At 71.5% G+C, this 23,081-nt stretch carries 27 protein-coding genes and 2 riboswitches; of the genes, 19 read left to right on the top strand and 8 right to left on the bottom strand.

Going from position 1 to position 23,081, the window contains the following annotated elements; translation table 11 throughout:
• Positions 1-636 precede the first annotated feature (636 nt).
• From LX15_RS21670 to LX15_RS33610, 3 genes are all read left to right on the top strand, one after another.
• On the top strand, positions 637-1,764 hold the full coding sequence (locus tag LX15_RS21670; RefSeq protein ID WP_253671460.1) for a S1 family peptidase: 1,128 nt from the start codon (positions 637-639) through the stop codon (positions 1,762-1,764).
• Between the two features lie 503 nt (positions 1,765-2,267).
• On the top strand, positions 2,268-2,750 hold the full coding sequence (locus tag LX15_RS21665) for a hypothetical protein (RefSeq protein ID WP_253671459.1): 483 nt from the start codon (positions 2,268-2,270) through the stop codon (positions 2,748-2,750).
• A gap of 370 nt (positions 2,751-3,120) precedes the next feature.
• Complete coding sequence (locus tag LX15_RS33610) at positions 3,121-3,438, top strand: helix-turn-helix domain-containing protein (RefSeq protein WP_372502770.1); 318 nt, start codon at positions 3,121-3,123, stop codon at positions 3,436-3,438.
• Positions 3,439-3,607: 169 nt separating this feature from the next.
• Here the strand turns inward: LX15_RS33610 and LX15_RS21660 are convergent, their stop codons facing one another.
• On the bottom strand, positions 3,608-4,261 hold the full coding sequence (locus LX15_RS21660) for a TetR/AcrR family transcriptional regulator (protein WP_253671458.1): 654 nt from the start codon (positions 4,259-4,261) through the stop codon (positions 3,608-3,610).
• A 68-nt stretch (positions 4,262-4,329) separates the two neighbouring features.
• Here LX15_RS21660 and LX15_RS21655 point away from each other — a divergent pair, with 68 nt between their 5' ends.
• The 7 genes from LX15_RS21655 (at position 4,330) to LX15_RS21625 (ending at position 9,091) form a co-directional block, all read left to right on the top strand.
• On the top strand, positions 4,330-5,961 hold the full coding sequence (locus tag LX15_RS21655; RefSeq protein WP_253671457.1) for an FAD-dependent oxidoreductase: 1,632 nt from the start codon (positions 4,330-4,332) through the stop codon (positions 5,959-5,961).
• Positions 5,962-7,091: 1,130 nt separating this feature from the next.
• Positions 7,092-7,949 (top strand): helix-turn-helix domain-containing protein, encoded by an 858-nt coding sequence (locus tag LX15_RS21650; protein ID WP_308213503.1) that lies wholly within the window; start codon positions 7,092-7,094, stop codon positions 7,947-7,949.
• Positions 7,946-8,149, top strand: a complete 204-nt coding sequence (locus LX15_RS21645) for a DUF397 domain-containing protein (RefSeq protein ID WP_253671455.1) — start codon at positions 7,946-7,948, stop codon at positions 8,147-8,149. Before LX15_RS21650 ends, LX15_RS21645 begins: the two co-directional genes overlap by 4 nt.
• Positions 8,150-8,200: 51 nt before the next feature.
• Positions 8,201-8,392, top strand: a complete 192-nt coding sequence (locus LX15_RS21640) for a DUF397 domain-containing protein (protein ID WP_253671454.1) — start codon at positions 8,201-8,203, stop codon at positions 8,390-8,392.
• A gap of 51 nt (positions 8,393-8,443) precedes the next feature.
• On the top strand, positions 8,444-8,638 hold the full coding sequence (locus LX15_RS21635) for a DUF397 domain-containing protein (RefSeq protein WP_253671453.1): 195 nt from the start codon (positions 8,444-8,446) through the stop codon (positions 8,636-8,638).
• Between the two features lie 42 nt (positions 8,639-8,680).
• Positions 8,681-8,848 (top strand): DUF397 domain-containing protein, encoded by a 168-nt coding sequence (locus LX15_RS32625; protein ID WP_301305038.1) that lies wholly within the window; start codon positions 8,681-8,683, stop codon positions 8,846-8,848.
• 51 nt (positions 8,849-8,899) lie between these two features.
• A complete protein-coding gene (locus LX15_RS21625; RefSeq protein WP_253671452.1) occupies positions 8,900-9,091 on the top strand; it encodes a DUF397 domain-containing protein in 192 nt (63 codons plus the stop codon).
• Between the two features lie 86 nt (positions 9,092-9,177).
• Here the strand turns inward: LX15_RS21625 and thiE are convergent, their stop codons facing one another.
• On the bottom strand, positions 9,178-9,864 hold the full coding sequence (gene thiE, locus LX15_RS21620) for a thiamine phosphate synthase (protein WP_253671451.1): 687 nt from the start codon (positions 9,862-9,864) through the stop codon (positions 9,178-9,180).
• Positions 9,865-9,900: 36 nt separating this feature from the next.
• Positions 9,901-10,011, top strand: a riboswitch (TPP riboswitch).
• Here thiE and thiO point away from each other — a divergent pair.
• From thiO to LX15_RS21575, 7 genes are all read left to right on the top strand, one after another.
• The gene (gene thiO / locus LX15_RS21615; RefSeq protein ID WP_253671450.1) at positions 10,005-11,135 is read left to right on the top strand and encodes a glycine oxidase ThiO; all 1,131 of its coding nucleotides are present in this window, start codon (positions 10,005-10,007) and stop codon (positions 11,133-11,135) included. It overlaps the preceding riboswitch by 7 nt.
• Positions 11,136-11,190: 55 nt before the next feature.
• Positions 11,191-11,391 (top strand): sulfur carrier protein ThiS, encoded by a 201-nt coding sequence (gene thiS / locus LX15_RS21610; RefSeq protein WP_253671449.1) that lies wholly within the window; start codon positions 11,191-11,193, stop codon positions 11,389-11,391.
• A 1-nt stretch (position 11,392) separates the two neighbouring features.
• Entirely contained in the window at positions 11,393-11,620 is a 228-nt protein-coding gene (gene thiS / locus LX15_RS21605; protein ID WP_253671448.1) for a sulfur carrier protein ThiS, read from the top strand.
• Positions 11,621-11,697: 77 nt separating this feature from the next.
• Complete coding sequence (gene thiS / locus LX15_RS21600; protein ID WP_372502769.1) at positions 11,698-11,844, top strand: sulfur carrier protein ThiS; 147 nt, start codon at positions 11,698-11,700, stop codon at positions 11,842-11,844.
• A gap of 76 nt (positions 11,845-11,920) precedes the next feature.
• Entirely contained in the window at positions 11,921-12,142 is a 222-nt protein-coding gene (thiS, locus tag LX15_RS21595) for a sulfur carrier protein ThiS (RefSeq protein ID WP_372502773.1), read from the top strand.
• A gap of 1 nt (position 12,143) precedes the next feature.
• Positions 12,144-12,440, top strand: a complete 297-nt coding sequence (locus LX15_RS33605; protein ID WP_372502774.1) for a ubiquitin family protein — start codon at positions 12,144-12,146, stop codon at positions 12,438-12,440.
• A gap of 1 nt (position 12,441) precedes the next feature.
• Positions 12,442-13,260 carry a thiazole synthase gene (locus LX15_RS21575; protein ID WP_253671447.1) on the top strand — a complete coding sequence of 273 codons (819 nt, stop codon included), beginning with the start codon at positions 12,442-12,444 and terminating at the stop codon, positions 13,258-13,260.
• 125 nt (positions 13,261-13,385) lie between these two features.
• On the opposite strand, the gene LX15_RS21570 is transcribed toward LX15_RS21575, so the two are convergent.
• The 6 genes from LX15_RS21570 to LX15_RS21545 form a co-directional block, all read right to left on the bottom strand.
• Entirely contained in the window at positions 13,386-14,504 is a 1,119-nt protein-coding gene (locus LX15_RS21570; protein WP_253671446.1) for a beta family protein, read from the bottom strand.
• Between the two features lie 652 nt (positions 14,505-15,156).
• Positions 15,157-17,007: an FUSC family protein gene (locus LX15_RS33210; protein WP_253671445.1), complete on the bottom strand. Its 1,851-nt coding sequence runs from the start codon at positions 17,005-17,007 to the stop codon at positions 15,157-15,159.
• Between the two features lie 198 nt (positions 17,008-17,205).
• Positions 17,206-18,081, bottom strand: a complete 876-nt coding sequence (gene thiD / locus LX15_RS21560) for a bifunctional hydroxymethylpyrimidine kinase/phosphomethylpyrimidine kinase (RefSeq protein WP_253671444.1) — start codon at positions 18,079-18,081, stop codon at positions 17,206-17,208.
• The gene (thiC, locus tag LX15_RS21555; RefSeq protein ID WP_253671443.1) at positions 18,078-19,730 is read right to left on the bottom strand and encodes a phosphomethylpyrimidine synthase ThiC; all 1,653 of its coding nucleotides are present in this window, start codon (positions 19,728-19,730) and stop codon (positions 18,078-18,080) included. Before thiC ends, thiD begins: the two co-directional genes overlap by 4 nt.
• Positions 19,721-19,848, bottom strand: a riboswitch (TPP riboswitch). (Overlaps the previous gene by 10 nt.)
• Positions 19,849-19,890: 42 nt before the next feature.
• Positions 19,891-20,520, bottom strand: a complete 630-nt coding sequence (locus tag LX15_RS21550; protein WP_253671442.1) for a LysE family translocator — start codon at positions 20,518-20,520, stop codon at positions 19,891-19,893.
• 145 nt (positions 20,521-20,665) lie between these two features.
• Complete coding sequence (locus tag LX15_RS21545) at positions 20,666-21,241, bottom strand: peptide deformylase (protein WP_253671441.1); 576 nt, start codon at positions 21,239-21,241, stop codon at positions 20,666-20,668.
• A gap of 173 nt (positions 21,242-21,414) precedes the next feature.
• Here LX15_RS21545 and napA point away from each other — a divergent pair, with 173 nt between their 5' ends.
• Together napA and LX15_RS21535 are read left to right on the top strand one after the other, a co-directional pair.
• On the top strand, positions 21,415-21,711 hold the full coding sequence (gene napA / locus LX15_RS21540) for a nucleoid-associated protein NapA (protein WP_253671440.1): 297 nt from the start codon (positions 21,415-21,417) through the stop codon (positions 21,709-21,711).
• Between the two features lie 5 nt (positions 21,712-21,716).
• Positions 21,717-22,475 carry a LytR C-terminal domain-containing protein gene (locus LX15_RS21535; RefSeq protein ID WP_253671439.1) on the top strand — a complete coding sequence of 253 codons (759 nt, stop codon included), beginning with the start codon at positions 21,717-21,719 and terminating at the stop codon, positions 22,473-22,475.
• Positions 22,476-23,081: the final 606 nt, after the last annotated feature.

Genomic DNA, 23,081 nt, shown 5'->3' with positions numbered 1-23,081 from the left:
GGGAAAGAATGTGAACAGTTTCGCCGGGAATCCGGGGCTCCGTCATTTCTGATCTTGTTTCGGGGCGTGACCTCGCGGGTTTCCCGCCCGGCGGCGACGGGGCGACGCGGCCTGGTCCGGCCGCCCCCTCTGACCGCACGGGTGCCGCCGGTCGGGCGATCCGACCAGGTCAATCACGTCGTCCCGTTGTCGCGCCCCCGTCCGGCCCGGGGCGTCGGCCGGCCGCGCCGCGCCCGCTCCGGGTCCTCTCCGGCGCGCTGACCAACCATCGCGACTCCGGCGGCCGTTCGGGTGGCCCACCACCGCCAACCGACGGAAGTGTCATTACATAACGTCATAACATCGACACGAAAGTGACATTCCGCAACCATCTCGCGGTGATCTGTGACACGCTTTGCCCCGATTGGCGGCTTTCCGTAATAGTCACGCCTCCATAACGTCGCCCAGCAGGAGGACCTGTTACCGAACGGGTGAGTCGGTTCCACACGAGGGGAGGGGCGCCATGGCAGGCCACCACCAGTCGGCCCCCGAGGACCCCCTCCGGAGCCGCTCCGCCTCCTCCCGCGGGTCGTCCCTGCGCACCACCCCTCCCTGCCCGCGGGCCACCCCTGCAACACGAAGCGAGGGAGACAAACCATGAAGCCGATGAACGCGGCTCGGATCGTCGGGGCCGCCCTGCTCGTGGCCGGCGCGACCGCGACGTTCACCCTGCCCGCCGGCGCCGCGCCGGACGCGGGGAACACCGCGTCCCCCGAGATGCTCGCGGCGATGCAGCGCGACCTCGGCCTGACCGCCGACCAGGCGAAGGAGCGCGTGGCCAAGGAGACCGCGGCCGCCGAGGCGGAGCAGTCCCTGCGTGGCGCGCTCGGCGCCGCGTTCGGCGGCGCGCACTACGACGCGATCAAGCAGAAGCTCGTGGTCGGGGTCACCGACCTGGCCTCGGTGGAGCGGGTCAGGGCCGCCGGCGCCGAGCCGACCCTGGTCGGGCGGAGCGAGGCGCGGCTCAACGAGGTCAAGGCGGCGCTGGACGCGCGCGACGCCTCCGCCCCTCAGGCGGTGACGAGCTGGTACGTCGACCCGGTCAGCAACTCCGTGGTCGTGACGGTCAGCCCCGGGGCCGTCGAGCAGGCCAAGGCCTTCGCCGCGACCGTCGACGCGGACGCCATCCGCGTCGTGGAGTCCACCGAGTCCCCGCGCCCGCTGTACGACCTGCGGGGCGGCGACGCCTACTACATCGGGAACAGCTCCCGGTGCTCGATCGGCTTCTCGGTGGAGGGCGGGTTCGTCACCGCCGGGCACTGTGGGAAGACCGGCGCCAGCACCTCGGGCTACAACCGGGTCGCCCAGGGCACCTTCGCGGGCTCGGTCTTCCCGGGCAATGACTACGCGTGGGTCAGGACCAACTCCAACTGGACCCCGAAGCCGCTGGTCAAGGGTGGCAACGGCGACATCGTCGTGAAGGGCTCGCAGGAGGCGTCGGTCAACGCCTCGATCTGTCGCTCCGGCTCCACCACGGGCTGGCGCTGCGGCACGCTCCAGGCCAAGAACCAGACCGTCCGGTACCCGCAGGGCACGGTCAACGGCCTGACCAAGACCAGCGCCTGCGCCGAGCCGGGCGACTCGGGCGGCTCGTTCATCAGCGGCCAGCAGGCCCAGGGCGTGACCTCGGGCGGCTCCGGCAACTGCTCCTCGGGTGGCACCACCTACTTCCAGCCGGTGAACCCGATCCTCGGCCGGTACAGCCTGAAGCTCGTCACGGGCTGAGTCGGTCCGTTCTCCCCGCCGGCACGCGGCCGCCCCCTGCCGACCGCGTTCCGGGGTCGGAGGCGCCCCTCGACCAGGTCGAGGGGCGCCTTCCGCTGTCTTCCCTTGATTGTTCCTCCATTCGTTCGGCGTGTTCGGAGATCGGAGGACGAAACAATGTGACGTCACGAGAAGACATCTCTTGACAAGTGGTGCGGGTCACATTCTCTCTCAGTTTCCACTATTCGGTCTAATGGCCTCGACGATCGTTGCCGACGTGACCCCCTCCTTTCGTTGGGGCAGAACATGAATGTCAACCTTCTAACGGAGGGGATGGGAGGGTGATCGGCGGTACGGCAGGAGTGGCAGTCACCCAACTGGGTGAGGCTGGTATTACGGAGTGTCGCCGTCAGACCTCTTTCATTGATTGCACGCTCGATCTCAACTCTCATACGATCGGGGCGGCTTCCGGAAGTCGCGTCCAATCCGACTAGAAAAGACGCTGAGAAAGAAGGCTCACACTCGTGTCTTTCCTGAAGAATTTCGCGCGCACCCTGGCAACGGCGCTCGTCGCCAGCGTTGCCCTTTTTGCGGGCTCTGGCGCGGCTACTGCGGCGGAGACCTCGGCGCCCGCGGTCAGAGACCTGACCATGGAGAAGATTGGTTCCCAGAGAGTCGGTGACAGCGACTGGCGCCTCACGGTCGCCGTTCCCCAACCCGTCAATGATGACACCCTGGCTGCGCCCGCTCCCGAAGCGACCTACACCTTCGATCACGACACCTCAGTTCGAATTTATGACACTGCGAAGTCGGGAGGCACCGCTGCTGTGACGGCGATGTGTCTCGCTGCGCCCATTATTCCCGCCTTCGTCAAGCCCGCGTGCGCTGCCTTTGCTGCGATCGTCGTCGCGCTGGCCGCGAACCCTCTCCAAGGTGACAGCTGCTACCAGGTGTACGCGAAGTTTGGTTGGCCCCCAGTGGGTGTCAGGGTTGTGAAGTGCTCCTGATCTGAGGGCATATGAGGTGGCCACCCCACATCCTCGTGGGGTGGCCACCGCTCCACTCGACTGTGCTACTCTCCGCACAGAGAGTTACTGAGAGGGTGCTATGGGTGACAGTGATTTCTACTTCTGGTGCGTCGTGTTTGGCTCGCCGCTCCTGGTTCTGTCCGCATCTTTTCTTCCCATGCGCACACTGTCGCGTGGACTCGTTATTGGCGCAGCCATTATCGCTTTCTTGCTGATCTGGTTGCCCGCGCTGCGGTGGCTTGGGCCTACATTGGTGTTCGTGGCGCTTGTGCTGGCTGCGGTGGACCGGCTCGTGATGCGGCGCCGAAGCGTGTAAAGGAGGTCGATTGGGGCGGGTAGATCTGGTTCAGTGGGCACGCATGGAGGTAGCGTGAGTGCCGCTATTAGTGGAGAGCGTTTGCTCTTTCGGGCAGAAGTGGCAAAGATTCTGAACTGCTCGGAGCGAACAGTATTACGGCTCGTTCAGTCCGGAGATTTGGTTGAGGTTCGTCTCGGGACGGGGCGAGGCGCTCCGAGGGTCCCCGAGAGTGAGGTGGTCGACTACCTGGCTCGACGATGGGCGGCAGCAAGAAAAGAATCGGCGAAACGGCGGAAACAACGGGAAGGAACTTCAGCGTTGTCTCCCGATCGCGTTCGATCTCCTGGCCGCCGACACGACGGCACATAGCTCGCTGACTGTCACCCTGATTGAATGTGGAGGAGCGCTGCGTCGGGCGCGGTTGAGCGGCCTTGTGCTCCTGGTGCTCGTTAATCAGTCGCACGAGATCGGGGTGCTCAAGAATCCCCTCATCGTGCCCTCGGAATGACCTTGTCGACGGCCCGGCCGCGCCCGGCGCTCAGCGGTCCGGGGAGCCCGCGCACCGGCCGAGGTCGGCCAGCCCGCCCGAGGCCAGCAGGTCGAACTGGTCGTTGACCATCTGGACGTGGTCGGGCCGGATGTCGTCGGCCCGTTCCCCGGCCTCCAGCCGACGCAGGGCCTCGGCGTGCGCGACCCACAGCACCGCGCAGATCGTGGCCGAGGCCAGGCGGGCCGTCGGGTCGTGTGGGGGTCGAGCGGTCTCCCTGGCGATCACCTCGGTGAGGACGTCCTCCATCTCCTCCCGACGCTCCCGGACGCGGGCGCGCAGCGCCTCGCTCTCCCGCACCACGGCCCAGAACCGGTGCACGTCGTCGAGGAGCGCCGACAGCGGATGGCCCTGCTCGATCATGCCGATCAGCAGGTGGCGGACCGCGTCGAACACCGACTCGCCCGGCGCGCGGCGCTCGATCGCCCCCGTGAACAGCTCCCAGAGCTCCTCGTACCGGTCGAGGTAGAGATCTTCCTTGCGCGGGAAGTAGTTGAAGACCGTCATCCGCGAGACGTTCGCCGCCTCGGCGACCTCGGCGACGGTCACCTGGTCGAACCCGCGTTCCACGAACAGCCTGGTCGCCACCGCCGAGATGTGCTCCCGGGTGTGCCGCTTCTTCCGTTCCCTCAGGCCCTCCGCCACGAGAAAAAAGTACCAAGCTCAAACTTGTACCGGGTATAAAGTTCTTCGTGGTGATGAGGAGGGGACGCGTGGACGTCGACGTGGTGGTGGTGGGAGCGGGGCCGACGGGCCTGATGCTGGCCGGGGAGCTGGTGCTGGGCGGGGCCTCGGTCGTGGTGCTGGAGCGGCGGGCCGAGCCCGACCAGACGATCAGGGCGGGGGCGATCGGGCCGCTCGCGGCCGAGGCGCTGGTCCGCAGGGGGCTCGGCCCCGAGGTCGCCGAGGTCGAGCGGGCCACGACGCGGAAGTTCCTGGAGGTGCGCCGCGCGGCCGACCCCGCGCTGGACGCGGCGCTGCGGACGGCCGAGGCCGAGGGCCGGCTGGACGAGGTGCTCGACGAGCACAACCCGTTCCGGCGCGGCGGCGGCCACTTCGCGGGGTTGTTCCTGATCGACCAGACCCGCCAGGAGGACCCGGCGCGGCGGTACGCGGCCGTCTCCCAGCAGGACCTGGAACGCATCCTGGCGGGCCACGTCGACCGGCTCGGCGTCGAGGTGCGCCGGGAGCGCACGGTCACCGGCTTCACCGACCACGGCGAGGACGGGATCACCGTCGTGGCGGCGACGCCGGACGGCGAGGAGGAACGGTTCCACGCCCGCTACCTCGTCGGTTGCGACGGTGGCCGCAGCACGGTGCGCAAGCTCGCCGGGTTCGACTTCCCCGGCACGCCGCCCAGCCTCACCGGCCACCAGGCGCTGGTGGAGCTGGACGACCCGGACAAGCTGCTCCCGCTGGGCTGGCGGCGCACGCCGACGGGGATGATGGCCTACGGTCCCGTGCCGGGTCGGGTGTTCACCCTGGAGTTCGACGGCCCGCCCGAGAACCGGGACGCCCCGGTGACCCGGGAGGAGATCCAGGAGAGCCTGCGCCGGGTCAGCGGCACGGACGTCACGGTCACGGCGGTGCGGACCGCGACCCGGTTCACCGACAACGCCCGGCAGGTCACGACCTACCGGCTCGGCCGGGTCCTGCTCGCCGGCGACGCCGCGCACGTCCACTCGCCGTTCGGCGGCCAGGGGATCAACCTCGGGCTGCTGGACGCGGTGAACCTGGGCTGGAAGCTCGCGGCGGTGGTGCGCGGCCGGGTCCCTGAGGGGCTGCTGGACACCTACACGGCGGAGCGGCACCCGGTCGGCGCGCGCGTGCTCCAGAACACCCGCGCCCAGGTCGCGATCATGCGGCCGGACGACCAGTCCGGCGCGATGCGGGAGCTGGTCGCCGAGATGCTCGGTCTGGACGAGGTCAACCGGTTCGTCGGGTCGATGCTGCACGGCGTCGCCGTCCGCTACGACTTCCCGTACCCGACCCACGGGCATCCCCTGATCGGCAGGAGCTGCCCGGAACTGGAGCTGGAGGTCGACGTGGATTCCCGGGCCGCCACACGGCTTTCCGCTGTGATGAGTGATGGACGGGCCGTGCTGCTCGACCTCGGCGCGGGGGTGGCCGACGCGGCGGACGGCTGGCGTGACCGCGTCCGGGTGGTCACCGGGCGCTGCCTCGACCGCGACGACCTCGCGGCGGTGCTGCTGCGCCCGGACGGGCACGTCGCCTGGGCGGTGGCGCAGGGCGAGCGCCCGGACCGGAAGATCCTGGACGTCGCCCTGCGCACCTGGTTCGGCGAACCCGCCGGCGACACCCACGCCGCCGCCGACGAGGTCTGATCAGGGCGGGTCCGCTCGGGGTCGGACGGTCCGGGCGCCACTCAGCTCGGGCTGTCCGACCACAGTGGACGGCGCGGGTCGTGGCCAGGGGGAGGAACAACAGGAGGAGCGGGGGGAGGAGCGGGGGGAGGAGCGGGGGGAGAAACAGGAGGAGGAACAGGGGGAGCCGGGGTCGAGCGGACCCGAGCGGGACTGGGTGGCGCCGGAGCTGGACCGCGATGGACAGGGGCTGGGGTGGGAACTTGGCGGCGCGCCTGCGCCGGGGCGGGGTTCGGGAGTGCCGGAGTGGGGGCGGGGCCGGGTGGCGGCTCCTCCCTGGCGGGCTCGGGGCGCACGGTCACCTCGGCGATGAGCCGCCTTCCCGTCGCGTCGAGACTCCATGCGCGAGCGATGATCCGGTCAGCGGGCGAAACCCCGTACATGGAGCCGTATTCCGCGCGCCAGTAGACGGTGAGCGCCATCAGGTACTCCATCGCCGTGGTCTTCGCCTGGCGGTGCGGTGTCCGACCGACGTAGAAGCCGTGATCGTTCACTTCCTCCTGGAAGGCCAACACCCGTTGACCCCGCACCACCTTGAAGTACTGGACGAGATGCGGGTAGTCCCACATCACGGCCACCGGATGGCATTGCCGCACCCGCGCGGAGTGGCGGACTGGGGTGGCGGCTGGACCTGTGGGCGCTCGTGCTGCCGTCGCAGGGTGGCGAGCGCGCGCTCCAAGGCGGCCCGCCGCCGCAGCTCCACGAGTGCCTGTTTGTCGTCCCGGTGCGCTGTGCTGCGGTGACACCGAGGTGAGAGGACCGGCCGCCCGAGCCTGCGGAGTAGTTCGGCGGCGGGCACGGTTCGAGTGCCCTGTCGCCACCTGTGCGCCCCACTGGCGCCCGAGCACTGTCCTATGTGGACAGGCACGGCCATGAGATCGGCGCGGAGCGGCGAGAGAAGGTCGCCTGTGCTCAGGTGGATCGCAACCGCCTCCGATCTGTCAGTGCTGGCGTGCGGGTCATATTCAGCACGAATGGCTTGCTGCCATGCTTCCGCGCTTCACAATCACGGAAGCAGGAGAGGGGGAAAGGCACAATTAACCGATCGGGTGATCGTGTGAACGGCCGGTGATCTGCGTAGTCTGTGCTGCGTGGGTGGAAGCAACGGACGCACGCCCAAAGCAAGGGCGCTTGGTCGGGCGCTGGCTGATGCTCGTAACGAGCGAGGCGTGACGCAGCGCTACCTCGCCGAAAGGATCGGGGTCAGTCACGGAACGCTTGCGCGATGGGAAACCGGGCACCGCACGCCTGATCCGACACATGTGGCCCAGATACTGACGGCATTGGAAATCAATGGGGCGCGCTACGACGAACTGCTCTCGATGGCGCGCGGTGCCAGCGATCGCCGGTGGTTGGCTGTCACATTGCCGGAGCTGCGTGCTCAACTTTTCGCACTGCTTGATGCCGAGGTCAGCGCGGTATCGATCAGAGAGGTGTCGCCGCTGCTGATCCCAGGTCTTCTTCAGATCTCCAGTTACACCCGCGCGATCATGCTTGACGCGGAGGTGCCGTCGGACGAGGTCTCGACCCGCGTGGCACTCCGAATGGGGCGGCGAGACATCCTCACGCGCGGCGTGAACCCGGCACGTTACCTCGCGATCATCGGTGAAGCCGCGCTACGTCAAGTGCTGGGCACACCGGCGGTCATGGTCGAGCAGCTCCGCTTCGTGCTCGAAATGGCACAGAGGCCGAACATCGAGATCCGGGTCGTTCCCTTCCGATCTGGGTGGCATCCGGCGTTGGAAGGACCGTTCTTCCTGATCGAGCCCGATGAGCACCAGTCCATCGTGCATCTGGAAACCCGACGATCAGGCATCTTTCTTCACGAGGAGGAGGACGTCGAGGCATACCGGCAGGCGATCGATCACATGCTCAGGGTGGCGCTGAGCAGAGAAGAGACATCCACCCTGATCGCCGACGTCATCAAGGAGATGGGGGTTGCAGGGTGAAGAACGATGTTTCGGAGAGTCTTTGGCGGAAGTCGAGCTACAGCTCGCAGACAACCACCTGTGTGGAAGTGGCCGCCGCTCCGCAGGGTGCGATGGTGCGGGACAGCAAGAACCCGGGCGGCCCGGTGCTCGTGTTCGGCCCGACCGAGTTCGCGGCGTTTACCAAGGCCGTGAAGTCCGGCCAGTTTCATCTGCGGTGACCGGGGATGGCGGCTCGGCCGTTGCGGAGATCATGGATGGGAGGTGATGTGATGGCCGTAGTGAAGTGGCGCAAGTCCAGCTACAGCGGCACCGAGACCGATTGTGTCGAGGTGGCTGCTGTGTCGCCGCGCGTCGCTGTGCGGGACAGCAAGAATCCCGCCGGCCCGGTGCTCGTGTTCGAGCGTGTGGGGTTCATGTCCTTCGTGGACCGGGTGAAGTCGGGCCGACTCGACCTGGTCTGACCAGGGGCAGCGGCTCCGGTCGTTTCGGGGCAATCGATGGGAGGCAATGCGATGGCCGTAACGAACTGGCGCAAGTCGAGCCGGAGCAGTGATAACGGGCAATGCGTCGAGGTGGGCGGCAGCCTGCGTCGTATGGTCCCCGTGCGGGACAGCAAGAACCCTGCGGGGCCGGCGCTCATGTTCGAGCCTCGGGTGTTCGCGTCCTTCGTGGACCGGGTGAAGTCGGGTCGGCTCACGCCGGCCTGAGATCGAGATCAGAAGGCTCCCGGCCGCACGGCGGCCGGGAGCCTGGTCAGTGGCCAATCAGATGCTTTCAGTGCGGAGGCGGCTGCTTCTCCGTCGGGTGCGCTGGTTCGGGATTCCAAGTACCCGGGCGGCCCGGTGCTCGTATTCGGCCCAACCGAGTTCGCGGTGTTCGCCAAGGCTGTGAAGTCTGGTCGCTTTGATCTGTGGTGATCGGGGATGGCGGCTTGGCCGTTGCGGAGATCATGGATGGGAGGCCATGTGATGGCCGTGGTGAAGTGGCGCAAGTCCAGCTACAGCGGCACCCAGACCGATTGCGTCGAGGTGGCTGCTGTGTCGCCGGGCGTCGCTGTGCGGGACAGTAAGAACCCGGGTGGGCCTGTGCTCCTGTTTGAGCGTGCGGGGTTCGCGTCCTTCGTGGACCGGGTGAAGTCGGGCCGGCTCACGCCGGCCTGAGATCGAGATCAGGGGCTCCCGGCCGTGTGGCGGCCGGGAGCCCCCGCGCATGTCAGGCCGCATCTGGGCCGCCTGTCAGGTGCTGATCAGTTGCTTCCGGTGCGGAGGCAGCGGCTGAAGAACTCGGCCGCCGCCCTCGGGTCCTCGGCCTCGGTGATCGCGCGCACGACCACCACCCGGTCCGCGCCGGCCGCGATCACCTCGTCCAGCCGGGCCGCGTCGATGCCGCCGATCGCGAACCACGGGCGGCCGTGGCCGGTGCGCTCCGCGTGGACCGCCGTGTGCCGCACCAGGTCGAGGCCGGGCGCGGGCCGGCCCGGCTTGGTGGGCGTCGGCCAGCACGGGCCGGTGCAGAAGTAGTCCACTCCCGGCTCGACGGCCGCCGCCTCCGCCTGCGCGACGTCGTGCGTCGACCGGCCGATCACCACGTCCTCGCCCAGGATCTTCCTGGCCCACGACACCGGGAGGTCGTCCTGGCCGAGGTGCAGCACGTCCGCCCCGGCCGCGAGCGCGACGTCGGCGCGGTCGTTCACCGCCAGCAGCGCGCCGTGCCGGGCGCACGCCTCGGCGATCACCTCCAACGCCGCCAGCTCCTCGGCCGCCTCCAGCGGGCCGTCGGCCTTGTCCCGCAACTGCACGATGTCGACGCCGCCGGCCAGCGCCGCGTCGACGAACTCCCCGAGGTCGCCCCGGTCCCGTCGGGCGTCGGTACACAGGTACAACCGCGCGTCGGCCAACCGCTCCCTGATCCGCTCACCGCTCAACCCAGGCACGGCTCGACCCTAGGCCCTCCCTCCGGTTACGGTGGGGGCGGTCCGCACGGGAGCCCGGAGGGACCGGGCTGAGAGGGGGTCTGGGCGACCCCGACCGTCGAACCTGATCCGGGTCATGCCGGCGCAGGGAGCGTGATGGGGTGTCTTCTGACGTGGTCGTGGGATCGCGCGTCGCCGTCGTCGGCGGTGGCGTGGTGGGACTGTCGGCGGCCTGGCTGGCCGCGTCCTCCGGGTTCGCGGTGACGCTGGTCGACCCGTGCCCGGCCAGGGGCGGGGCCTCGTGGGTGGCCGGGGGGATGCTGGCCCCGGTGACCGAGGCCTGGCCCGGCGAGGAGGCGGTCCTCGCCCTCGGGTCGGACTCGCTGGCCCGCTGGCCGGACTTCGCCGCGCGCCTGCGCGCCGACTCCGGGGCGGACCCGGGGCTGGACGAGGCCGGCACGCTGGTGGTGGCGGTCGACGGGGCCGACGCCGAGGTGCTCCGGGTCCTCGCCGACCACCTCGCGGGGCTGGGGCGGGCGGTCCGGTCGCTCACCGGCCGCGAGCTGCGCCGACTGGAGCCGGGGCTCGGGCCGTCCGTCCGATGCGGACTCGACGTGCCTGGCGACCTCGCCGTGGACAACCGGGCGCTGCTCACGGCGTTGCTGGCCGCGTGCGAGCGACGGGGCGTGCGGTTCGACCGCCGGCGCGTCGCCTCGGTCGACACCGGCCGCGTCCACCTCGACGACGGGTCCACAGTGGACACCGACGTGGTGGTGGTCTGCGCCGGCGCGTGGAGCGGGTCGCTGCATCCGGCGCTGGCCGGGCTGATCCGGCCGGTGAAGGGCGAGATCCTGCGGCTGCGCGCGCGACGCGGAGCCCTGCCGCCACCGTCGCGCACCGTGCGGGCGTTGGTCGAGGGCCGCCCCGCCTACCTCGTGCCCCGACGGGACGGGCTGGTGCTCGGCGCGACCCAGTACGAGGCGGGCTTCGACGCCGACGTCACCGTGGGCGGGGTGCGCGACCTGCTCCGGGACGCCGAGCGCGTGATGCCGGGGCTCGCCGAGTACGCCCTCGACGAGGCCGTCACCGGGTTCCGCGCCGGGAGCCCGGACAACCTGCCGTTGATCGGGGAGGTGGCGCCCGGCGTGCTGGTCGCGGCCGGCCACCACCGCAACGGCCTGCTGCTCGCGCCGGTCACCGCCGAGGCGGTGCTGGCGATGTTGCGCGGTGACGTCCCGCCGGAGTCGGCGCGGGTGGCCGACCCGGCGCGGCTCGCCGCCGTGTCGCGATGAGGCGCCGGCCCCCGCGCGCACGGCCACAACGACCGTCCACTGTGGAGGAAATGGGATGAGGGTGCGGGTCAACGGGCAGGACCGGGAGTTCGCCGAGTCCGCCACCGTGGCGGACGTGCTCGCCGCGTTCGGCGCGCCGACGACCGGTGTGGCGGTCGCTCTGGACGGCGACGTGGTGCCGCGCGGCGCGTGGCCCGACACGCCGTTGCGGGATGGGGCGACCGTCGAGGTGCTCACTGCGGTGCAGGGAGGTTGACATGCGCGGGACCACCCTGCCCGGGCCGATCGCCCTCCGTCTCATCACGGGCACTGGTGGGGCCGCGAACCTCGCGGTGTTGGAGCGCTCCCTTGTCGCGTTTGGCGGGCTGGCGACTGGTGTGGCGGTTGCGATGGATGGCGATGTGGTGCGGCGCGGCGCGTGGCCCGACACGTCGTTGCGGGATGGCGCGACCGTCGAGGTGCTCACCGCCGTGCAGGGAGGCTGACATGAGCGGGACCACCCTGCCCGGGCCCGTCGCCCTCCCGTCTCATCACGGGCACCGGTGGGGCCGCGAACCTCGCGGTGTTGGAGCGCTCTCTTGTCGCGTTTGGCGCGCTGGCGACTGGTGTGGCGGTTGCGATGGATGGCGATGTGGTGCGGCGCGGTGCGTGGCCCGACACGTCGTTGCGGGATGGCGCGACGGTGCTCACCGCCGTGCGGGGAGGTTGACATGAGCGAAACGCTTGCGCGGGAACCGGTCGCGGCCGAGCGGACTGCCGGGGACGACCGTGCCCATGACGACCCGTTGGTAATTGCGGGGCAAGCGTTCGGTTCCCGTCTCATCACCGGCACCGGCGGTGCTGCCAACCTGGCTGTGTTGGAGCGCGCTCTCGTCGCGTTCGGCGCGCCGACGACCGGTGTGGCGGTCGCTCTGGACGGCGATGTGGCGCCGCGCGGCGCCTGGCCCGCCACGCCGTTGCGGGATGGGGCGACCGTCGAGGTGCTCACTGCGGTGCAGGGAGGCTGACATGAGCGAAACGCTTGCGCGGGAACCGGTCACCGCCGGCGTTACCGACGACCGTGCCCATGACGACCCGTTGGTGATCGCGGGGCGGGTTTCCGGCTCTCGTTTCATCACCGGCACCGGCACCGGCACCGGCGGCGCTGCCAACCTGGCCGTGCTGGAGCGCGCTCTCGTCGCGTTCGGCGGGCTGGCGACTGGTGTGGGGGTCGCGATGGATGGCGATGTGGTGCCGCGTGGCGCGTGGCCCGACACGCCGTTGCGGGATGGCGCGACGGTGCTCACTGCCGTGTGGGGAGGCTGACATGAGTGAAACGCTTGCGCGGGAACCGGTCGCGGCCGAGCGGACTGCCGGGGACGACCGTGCCCATGACGACCCGCTGGTGATCGCGGGGCGGGTGTTCGGCTCTCGTCTCATCACCGGCACCGGTGGGGCCGCCAACCTCGCCGTGCTGGAGCGCGCCCTCGTCGCGTCCGGCACCGAGCTGACCACCGTCGCCATGCGACGGATGGATGCCGAGGGCGGCACCGGCGTGCTGGACCTGTTGCGCCGCCTGGGGATCGAGCCGCTGCCCAACACGGCGGGCTGCCGCACCGCGGCCGAGGCCGTGCTCACCGCCCGGCTGGCCAGGGAGGCGTTGGCGACCGACTGGGTCAAGCTGGAGGTCGTCGCGGACGACCGCACCCTGCTGCCCGACCCCGTCGAACTCCTGGACGCCGCCGAGCAACTCGTCGCCGACGGCTTCACCGTCCTGCCCTACACCAACGACGACCCGGTGCTCGCCCGACGCCTGGAGGACGTGGGCTGCGCCGCCGTGATGCCGCTCGGCTCGCCCATCGGCACCGGGTTGGGCATCCGCAACCCCCACAACATCGAGATGATCGTGGCCTCGGCCGGGGTCCCGGTCATCCTCGACGCTGGCATCGGCACCGCCTCCGACGCCGCGCAGGCCATGGAGCTGGGCTGCGCCGCCGTGCTGCTCGCGACGGCGGTGACCAGGGCGCAGGACCCGGAACGCATGGCGGCCGCCATGCGGGCGGCGGTGACGGCGGGTCGGCTGGCCCGGCTCGCCGGACGCATCCCGAAGCGGTTCTGGGCGCAGGCCTCCAGCCCCGCGCCCTGAGCCGGCTCGGGCGAAGGCCGGCGGCGTCGTCGGCGTCGTCCGTGTCGTCGGTGTCGTCGGTGTCGTCGGCGGGGTGCGGCGCGCGAGGGATCTCCCGCGCCGCACCGGTCCTGGCTGTCCTCCGCTCAGGGAGAGGGTGGCGCCGTGGCGAGTTGGGCCAGGTGGTGGGAGGTGCTCATCGCGATCCACCGCCACGCGGAGCCCACGTTGTCGATGCGGCGGCGCGCGCAGGCGTCGAGCTGTTCGTCCCCCCAGGAGAAGCCCGGGCCGGCGAACTCGCTGCGCTGGGCGAGTTCGACGGCCAGGTCCAGGAAGTGGCGGGCCGCCGCGCCCTTGGGCACCCGGCGGTCGGCGTCCCTCGGGAGCTGGCGGCGCAGGAAGACCGCGCCGTCCGCCAGCGTGTAGTACAGGTAGGGGTAGACGGTGACCGGGCCGCGCGGCTCCCGGGGCGGCACCGGGTGCACCACGCCGTAGTCCCCGTACCCGGTGTGGCGGCCCGCGTGTTCGGCCCGCACCGCCTGCCAGACGTCCAGCTCGGCGCGCGCCATCCGGAGCGTGTCGAAGCCGGCCCGGTTCGGCGGGACCGAGCCCGACACCAGCGTGGTGGAGCGCAGCCCGTGATGGGAGCCGATCTGGTCCAACGCGGTCATCACCAGGTCGAGGTGCCGGGTGCGGCCGCCCGCGAGGTAGCCGAGGTCCAGCACCAGGTCGACGGTGGCGGCCGGCAGCCGCATGAGGTCCAGCGCGCGGTCGACCCAGCGGCGCGCCGCGCTGGCCTTGGCCGGCTCGGAGATGTCCACGCGCAGCGCGGCCCCGCAGCCGAGGTCCTCGTCGAGCAGCTTGACCCCGCGCAACGCCGCGACCGTGTCGTTGGCGCGCAGCACCGGGACGAACGGCACGACGTCGGCGGCGGCCTGGCCGTGCTCGCGGGTCACGCGCTGCCTGATCTGCTGCGCCAGCAGGTCGAGCGGCCCCCGTGGCCACTGGGCCAGCGGGTTCGACGGGGGCAGCAGGGAACAGTCGATCATCACCGGCCGCCTCCTCGGGGCGAGGGCCCCGGCCGCCGCGACCAGCTTCGGCAGGAGTCGGCCGACGAGGGTGACCGTCGGCAGCACCTCCACCAGCGGCTGCACCACCGCGGCGTCGGCCGCCGACATCCGCGCGGCCGCGTCCAGCTCACCCATCTTGCTCTTCATCACGACCATCGCCCGGAACCGCGGTCGTCCGCCGGATAAGTGGTCCATCCCCGCCTCCTGTCGGTCACGCGGCCGTGCGCCGCTCCGCGAGGTATGCCAAGTGGTGCGAGGTGGTGCGGGCGTTCCGCCGGGCCGCGCCGCGCGTCGCCGGCCGGGCGTCGACCACGCGGTGGCGCCGGCCTCGGCCGGTGGCGCGGATTTCCTTTTCCCAGCAAGGAAATCCGCTTCGCCTCGCGTGGTCGACGACCCGTCTCCGCGACGGCGTCGCGAGCGCCCGGGCGGCGGGCGGGCGTGGATCGGGCCAACGGTGGGTGCGCGGGTGACGTGTGAGGACCGCGCGTCGCTCGTCGCGCGGGCGGCGCTGACGCCGGTTCCGGGGGCGGCGGCGTTCGTGGTCCGCCGGGGCGCGGGAGGGACCGCGCCCCGGTCGCCGGCTCCGTCAGGTCCGTCGGTCAGCGCCGGCGGCGGGGCCGCGCCGGGCCCCGTCGCGCCCGCGTCGCCACGAGCGGGGAACGCGCCCCGCGTCGCGGTGAGCAGCGCGATCGGTGCCCGGTCGGCCTCCGCTCCCAACGCGCGTCACCCCCCGGATGCACAGCGCCATGGGTTCGCAGCGTCGTTGGCGCGCAGGCGTCGACGCGCCAGTGCGCCTGCCTCTGAAGGTAGGGATCGCCGCAGGTCAGCGCGTCTGCCGCGTGGGTGATCAGCCGTGCTCCAGGCGGACGGCGGCGCGATGGACGGTGAGCGCCTCGGCCACCACGACCTGCGCGGCCAGCACCGCGGGCCACGGCCCGACCTCGGGGAGGTGGAACTCCGCGCGCACCGGCCGACCGTCCGGTGTGGCCAGCAACGTCCGCGCGTACCGCAGCGCCGGGAGCACCCCGGCGCGGTCGTCGGCGCGCAGCTCGGCCAACTCCCGCAACGCGATGCGCAACGCGTCCAACGCGGCCGCCGCCTCCTTCGCGGCCCGGCGCTGCTCCTCCGCCTCGTCCTCGACCCGGTCGATGAACGCGACGAGGTCCCGGGTGCGGCGGATGGCCAACGCGTGCGCCGAGCGCACCGCCTCCGGCGCCCCGCCCTCGATCAACACGCCGGCCAGGCCCCGCACCACCTCGACGGTCCCGCGCACCCGGTCCACGAGGCTGTTCCTCGGCCGGGGCAACGTCAGGTAGCCCATCGCCAGCGCCAACGTCGCGCCGATCGCCGCGCTCGTCAGGAAACCGATCACCAGGTCGGGCACGGCGGCGGTGCGCGTGACGTCGCGCAGCACGACGACCAGCACGGTCAGCAACGCGGTCAACGCGATGTGACTGCGTTGCAGCACGGCGAAACCCACCACGCCGAGCACCACGAACGCCGCGACCAGCAGCGGCGCCGGCGTGAACGAGCCGACCACGGCGGCGACGCCGACGGCGAGCATCATCCCCGCGGCCCGCTGGAGGGCCACCGACGCGCTGTCCCTGTGCATCGGCCGCAACACCGCGAAGATCGACATCACCAGGATCGACGCGTAGGGGCTGTGCCACCACGTCGCGATCAACGCGCCGACCAGGACGGCGAGCGTGCAGCGCGCCGCGTGCCGCGACAACGCCGAACGGGGCGTGACCAGCGCGCGCAGCTCCTCCACGAGGAGCTGCCGGCCCCTCGGCCGGGGCACCGGCTCCGCCGTGCCGCGCTCCCGGTCGGACAGACCGCGCCGCACCTGCTCCAGCCCCGCCGCGAGACCGTCCACCAGGCGCAGCACGTCCGAGGACACCCCGACGTTGCGCAACGCGTCCGCCTGCTGCGTGAACAGGTCCACCATCGGCAGCGCCCGGGAGGACCGGGCACGCACCGCCACCGCGAGCTGCGCGGCCACCCGGTCGGCCTCCGCCAGCACCACCCGCATCCGCTCGGCCAACGGCAACGGCAGGCCGCCCAGCCGCGACTCCAGCTCGCTGCGGGCCACCCGCATCGCCGCCGCGCCGGCCAACGCCTCCCCGAGCCAGGCCGGGGCGCCGTCCGACCGCCACACCACGACCGCGTCCGCCAGCACCCTGGCCTCGCGGTCGGTCAGCGCCGCGGCCACCGCCCGCCGCGTCGCCGCCGACGGGTCACGCCCGCCGAAGACGACGCGCAGCACGACCGCGAACCCCACGCCCACCGCCGCGACCGCCAGCCGCAGCAGGACGCTCAGACCAGCGCCGATGCCGGTCGCGCTGGACAGCACGACCGCCGCGAGCACCGCCCCGCCGGCCAGCTCCAGCCGCCAGCCCAGCAGCGGCACCACCGTCGCGACCAACACGGCCAGCGCCGGCACGGCCACCGCCAGCGCCGCGACCTGGTTGACCACCGGACCGGCGGCCAGCGCCAACACCAGCAGCGGCCCGCACCACGCCATCAGCCGCAGGTCGGACCGCAGCGGGCCCCCGACCCCCGCCATCAGCCCGAACACCGCGCCGAGACCGGCGATCGCCGTCACCTCGGCCAGGCCGAACGCGGCCGCCGTCGCCGTGGCGGCCGCCGTGACGGCCAACACCACGAGCAGCAGCCGCCCTGTCGGTGTCGGCGGCACCCCTGACGCGGGTTCGCGTCCCTGGCGAAGCCCGGCGAACCGGGCGGAACGGGACGAAGGTCGGGTCATCGTGTTCGTCTGCGCGCGCGTACTCCCCACATGTCCACGCATACCAACACCGGAGGCCCACTGGGTGCGAAGACCGGGTGGTCCTGTGTCACGGAGGGGTGCGGTCGCCCCCGTGATCGCCGGTTCGAGTTACACGGGGTCGTCGGTGAGGCGCCAGAAACCGGTCACCGGGCCGACACCGGACCCCAGCGGGTAGGACTCGCCCACCGCGCGCACCACGTACCGCTTGCCGAACCGCACCGCGTCGACGACGCCAGCGCCGCGCGCCAGCGCCGAGGTGATCGCGGACGCGAGCGTGTCGCCGCCGCCGTGCGTGTGCGGCGTGTCGAAGCGGGGACCGGGCAGCTCGACGAACACGGGTTCGCCGTCCGCGTCGACGCCGTGCAACACGTCGACGCAGTCGGGGTCGTCCACCAGGTGCCCCGCCTTGATCAACACCCACTCCGCGCCGAGGGCGTGCACCGCCTTCGCCGCCTCCACCAGGCCGGCCCGGTCCCGCACCACGATCCCGGTCAGCAACCGCACCTCGTCGAGGTTCGGCGTCACCAGCGTGGCCAGGGCGAACAGGTCGCGGAGCGCGTCCAGGGCGTTCTCCCGCAGCAGCGAGTCCCCGTGCATCGACGCCGCGACCGGGTCCACCACCAGCGGGACGCGCCCGCCCCGGCCGATCCCCAGCCGCCCGCAGGTCTCGTCCACCGCGCGGATGATCGCGGCGGAGGCCAGCATGCCGGTCTTGACCGCGTCCACCCCGATGTCGGTGACGACCGCCTCGACCTGCCCGACCACCGTGTCCACCGGGACCTCGTGGAACCCGGTCACCCCGACCGAGTTCTGCACGGTCACCGCGGTGAGCGCGGACATCCCGTGCACCCCGCAGCAGTGGAAGGTCCGCAGGTCGGCCTGGATGCCCGCGCCACCGCCGGAGTCGGAGCCGGCGATGGTGAGGGCCCGCGCCGGGGAGGTTCCCGGCGCGGGCCGCAACGACCCGGTGAGCACCGCGCTCACCCCTCCACCACGGGCAGGTAGACCTGGTTGCCGCGCTCGGCGAACTCCGAGGACTTCTCCCGCATCCCCGCCTCGATCGCCTCGACCGAGTCCAGCCCGCGCTCCTCGGCGTACCGCCGCACGTCCTGCGTGATCTTCATCGAGCAGAACTTCGGCCCGCACATCGAGCAGAAGTGCGCGGTCTTGGCCGGCTCCGCCGGCAGCGTCTCGTCGTGGAACGCCCGAGCCGTGTCCGGGTCCAGCGACAGGTTGAACTGGTCGACCCACCGGAACTCGAACCGCGCCTTGGATAGCGCGTCGTCCCGCTCCTGCGCCCTCGGGTGGCCCTTGGCCAGGTCAGCCGAGTGCGCCGCGATCTTGTAGGTGATCACGCCGGTCTTGACGTCGTCCCGGTTGGGCAGGCCGAGGTGCTCCTTGGGCGTGACGTAGCAGAGCATCGCGGTGCCGGCCGCCGCGATCTGCGCCGCGCCGATGGCCGAGGTGATGTGGTCGTAGGCCGGCGCGATGTCGGTCGCCAGCGGGCCGAGGGTGTAGAACGGCGCCTCGCCGCACCACTCCTCCTCCAACCGCACGTTCTCGGCGATCTTGTGCATCGGCACGTGGCCGGGACCCTCGATCATCACCTGCACGTCGTGCGCGCGGGCGACGTGCGTCAGCTCCCCGAGCGTGCGCAGCTCGGCGAACTGCGCCTCGTCGTTGGCGTCCGCGATGGACCCCGGCCGCAGGCCGTCGCCCAGCGAGAACGTCACGTCGTAGGTCCGCAGGATCTCGCAGAGCTCCTCGAAGTGCGTGTAGAGGAAGCTCTCCTTGTGGTGCGCCAGGCACCACGCGGCCATGATCGAGCCACCGCGCGAGACGATGCCGGTCACGCGGCGCGCGGTGAGCGGCACGTACCGGAGCAGCACGCCGGCGTGCACCGTCATGTAGTCCACGCCCTGCTCGCACTGCTCGATCACGGTGTCCCGGTAGACCTCCCAGGACAGCTTCGCCGGATCGCCGTTGACCTTCTCCAGCGCCTGGTAGATCGGCACGGTGCCGATCGGCACCGGCGAGTTGCGAATGATCCACTCACGGGTCTCGTGGATCCGTTTGCCGGTGGACAGGTCCATCACGGTGTCGGCGCCCCACCGGGTCGCCCACACCATCTTGTCCACCTCCTCCTCGATGGAGGACCACACGGCGGAGTTGCCGATGTTGGCGTTGATCTTCACGAGGAACTTCTTGCCGATGATCATCGGCTCGCTCTCGGGATGCCGCCGGTTGGCCGGGATCACGGCCCTGCCGGCGGCCACCTCGGCCCGCACCAGCTCGGGGTCGACGCCCTCCCTGGCGGCGACGAAGGCCATCTCCCTGGTGACGATCCCGGCCTTGGCGTAGGCGAGCTGCGTGACCGCGCCGCCGACCGGCTCCCGGTCGGCGATCCAGCCCTCCCTCAGCCTCGGCAGTCCACTGTGGACGTCGATGGTGGCGTCGGTGTCGGTGTACGGACCAGAGGTGTCGTAGAGGTCGACGTGCTCCCCGTTCGTCAGCTCCACCCTGCGGAACGGCACCCGCAGGCCGTCGGGCGTCTCCCGGTAGACCTTGCGGGACCCGGTGATCGGCCCGGTGGTGATGGTGGGCTGGACGGAACGGTCTTCCAGAGCCGTCATCTCTTCCTCCCTACGCCGGCATTACCCGGTCAGGTTCGAGCGGTCGGCGGCACCGGGTCGCAAACGACACCAGCCGCCCTCTCAGCCCGCTTCGGCGCGAGCTCCCGCGTGTGCAGTTGTCAGTTCGGGGCGAACCCCGCAGGGGAGGCTAGTGAGCGACTCACCGGGAGTCCAGCGCGAGCCGCAGACCGAGCCCGATCAGCACGGTCCCCGACACCTGCTCCAGCCGCCGCCGCACCGTCGCCCGCCGCAGCCACCGGCCCATCCGGCCGAGCGCCGCCCCGAACCCGAGGTACCAGGTCAGATCCACGGCGACCCACAGACCCGCGCACAGCAGGAGACCGACCGTCGTCGGCAGCCCGGCCGGCGCGAACTGCGGGAGGAACGAGATCGCGAACACCCCGGCCTTCGGGTTTGTCGCGTTCGTCAGCAACGCCATGTGGAAGGCCCGCCACGGCCGGTCCGGCACCGGGGCCACCTCGACCGCGACGTCCCCCTCAGGCCGCCGCCGGGCCGCGAGCAACGCCTGCGCGCCGAACCACACCAGGACCAGGGCGCCCACCACGCGCAGCACGTCGTAGGCGAACTGCGAGGCCACGAGCACCGCCGACAGCCCGAACACGGCCGCCAGCGCCCAGAACAGCACCCCGGCCTCGATGCCGGCGATCGTGGCCAACACCGTCCGCCAACTCCCGACCGCCGACTGTCGGATCAGCAGCATGGTCGCCGGACCGGGGGTGATCGCCACCAGGAACGCGGCGACGAGGAAGGTGGGCAGGCCGGACAGCATCAGCCCAGGGTGCCGGGCGCGGGGCCACCGTCACAGTGCTTTTCCGCACCCTGGTCCGAACCCTGGACCGAAGTGGACCGAAGCCGGTGCGTCGCCGTCCCGCCGTCGCCGGGAGGAGGCACGGCGGGACGGGCCGGTCAGGCCCTCACTCCTCGTCGAACGGGTCGCCCTGCGCGGCCGGGTCCCAGGACAGGCCGGGCACACCCCACCCGTTGCGCTTGAGCATGCGCTTGGACTCCTTCTTGTGCCGGCCGATGAGCCGGTCCAGGAAGAGGTAGCCGTCCAGGTGGTCGGTCTCGTGCTGGAGGCACCGGGCGAAGTAGCCCGTGCCCTCCACCTCGATCGGCCGCCCGTCCAGGTCGAAGCCGGTCACCTTGGCCCAGTCGGCCCTGCCGGTCGGGAACGGCTCGCCGGGCACCGACAGGCAGCCCTCCCAGTCGTCCTCCGGGTCCGGCATCGTCTCCGGGATCGCCGAGGTCTCCAGGACCGGGTTCACCACGACGCCCCGGTGCTGCACGCCCTGGTCGTCAGGGCAGTCGTAGACGAACACCCTCAGGTCGACGCCGATCTGGTTCGCGGCCAACCCGACGCCCTCGGCCGCGGCCATGGTCTCGAACATGTCGTCGACGAGCTGGCGCAGCTCGTCGTCGAACCGCTCGACGGGGCGCGTCGGCTGGTGCAGCACGGGCTCGCCGACGATCACGATAGGGTGCACGGCCATGCGGCAGACCCTATCGGTCGCCGCTGGTCGAAGCTTTCTCGCGTGTCGCCCGAACGCGCGGGTCCTCGGCGACGGCGGCTCGAACGTGCACGTGGTGTAATGGTCGCTCGGGAATGACAGTCCTGTAGTTCCCGACAGGCACACGGATCCCGGACCGCAAGGCGAGGAGCCAGATGGACGCCGCAGAGGCCCTGGTCCCGGCGCACGAGCCGGAGGACGGCCTGACCCGCCGGGAACACGAGATCCTGGCTTTCGAGCGCCAGTGGTGGAAGTACGCGGGGGCCAAGGAACAGGCCATCCGCGAGCTGTTCGACATGTCCGCGACGCGGTACTACCAGGTGCTCAACACCCTCATCGACAAACCGGAAGCCGTGCGCGCCGACCCGATGCTGGTCAAGCGGCTGCGCCGGCTGCGAACGGCCCGCCAACGCGCGCGCGTCGCCCGTCGGCTCGGCGTGGACCTCCACTGATCGCCATGAGCTCCCTCGAACCCTCCCCGTCCTCCCGCCCGCTGCGCCTGGCCGCGTTCATCCTGCTCGGCATCTCGGCGGTCGCGATGACCTTCGGCATCGTCTCCCTCACGACGGGCGACAACACCACCGGCGGCCAGGCCATCTCCAGCGGCACGGCCGGCCCGAGCCCCTCGGCCGGAGCCTCCACCGCCCCCAGGACCAGCGGCGGCGCCGCCTCGTCCGCCCCCAACGGCCAGGGTGCCGTCCCGGGCACGGGCGGCACCGCCCCGGGCTCGCCGAGCGGCGACGCCCAGGGCGGCACGAACGCCCCGGCGCCGGGCAACGGCGACCAGGGCCAGTCCCACGGCACCGGCGACCAGGGGCAGAACTCCGGCACCGGCAACGGCAACGGCGGGGTCCCCGGCCAGTCGCCGGCCGGAGGGGGCCAGGTCCAGCAGGGCGCCGACAGGGGGACGCCGCGCCCCACGCTGCGCGTCTACAACAACAGCACCATCGAACGGCTGGCCGCCCGCGCCGCCTCGGAGTTCCGCGCCGCCGGCTGGCAGGTCGACGAGGTCGGCAACTACCCGGGCGGCGTGATCCCGACCACCACGGTCTACTACCGGCCCGGCACGGCGGAGCAGGCCGCGGCCGAGGAGCTGGGGCGGCAGTTCGGGATCAGGGTGGAGCCGCGCTTCGACGGCATCGCCGACGCCAGCCCCGGCCTCATCGTGATCGTCACCAACGACTACCGAGGCCCGGTGGGCGGCGCAGGCAAGTGACGCCCGCCCGACCGGGGCGACCAGGCACCGGCGGGCGCAGTCGGGCGTCCGTGGCCGAGCCGGCCGTGGCCTTCGGGGCTTCGGCATGACCGTTTCGGTGCGACGCCGGATTCCCCGGCGCGCGCGAACGCGGGGCGAGATCTTGTGGTGGGCTGGCCGAAAACCGCGTGGTGAACGCGACCGGAGCGCTCCCGTCGTTCACCCCACCCGGTGCTTCGTCCGGCTTTCCGCCCGGCCAGGTGACTTCCCTGGCCCGTTTCTGTCAGTGCCCCGTGCGATGTTTGAGATGGGGGTTCCCCCCATACCTGAACGCTGGTCTGGGCAACAGGAAAGGGCGCCCGGGGAGGGCATCCGGAACGGGTGCCGAGAGGGCGTTCGTGGTCGGCGGGCCGGAAGATCGCCCGTCGGCCAGCTTCTGTCCACAGAGGACTGTCGGCGGTGTGGCGCACAGCCAACGCGGGCGTTAGTCGGCTCCAAACCCGACGAGACCGACCCCAGAACACGACCTCTGCGGGTGCCGCCGGCTCGAAACCGGAGCGGCGAGACCGACCGCAGTTCACGATCTCTGCGGGTGCCCGCCGGCCCAGAACCGGAGCGGCGAGACCG

The organism is Streptoalloteichus tenebrarius, from assembly GCF_024171885.1.
GTDB lineage: Bacteria > Actinomycetota > Actinomycetes > Mycobacteriales > Pseudonocardiaceae > Streptoalloteichus > Streptoalloteichus tenebrarius.
The sequence above is the reverse complement of the archived record's forward strand: the minus strand, read 5'-3'. Positions and strand labels throughout refer to the sequence as shown.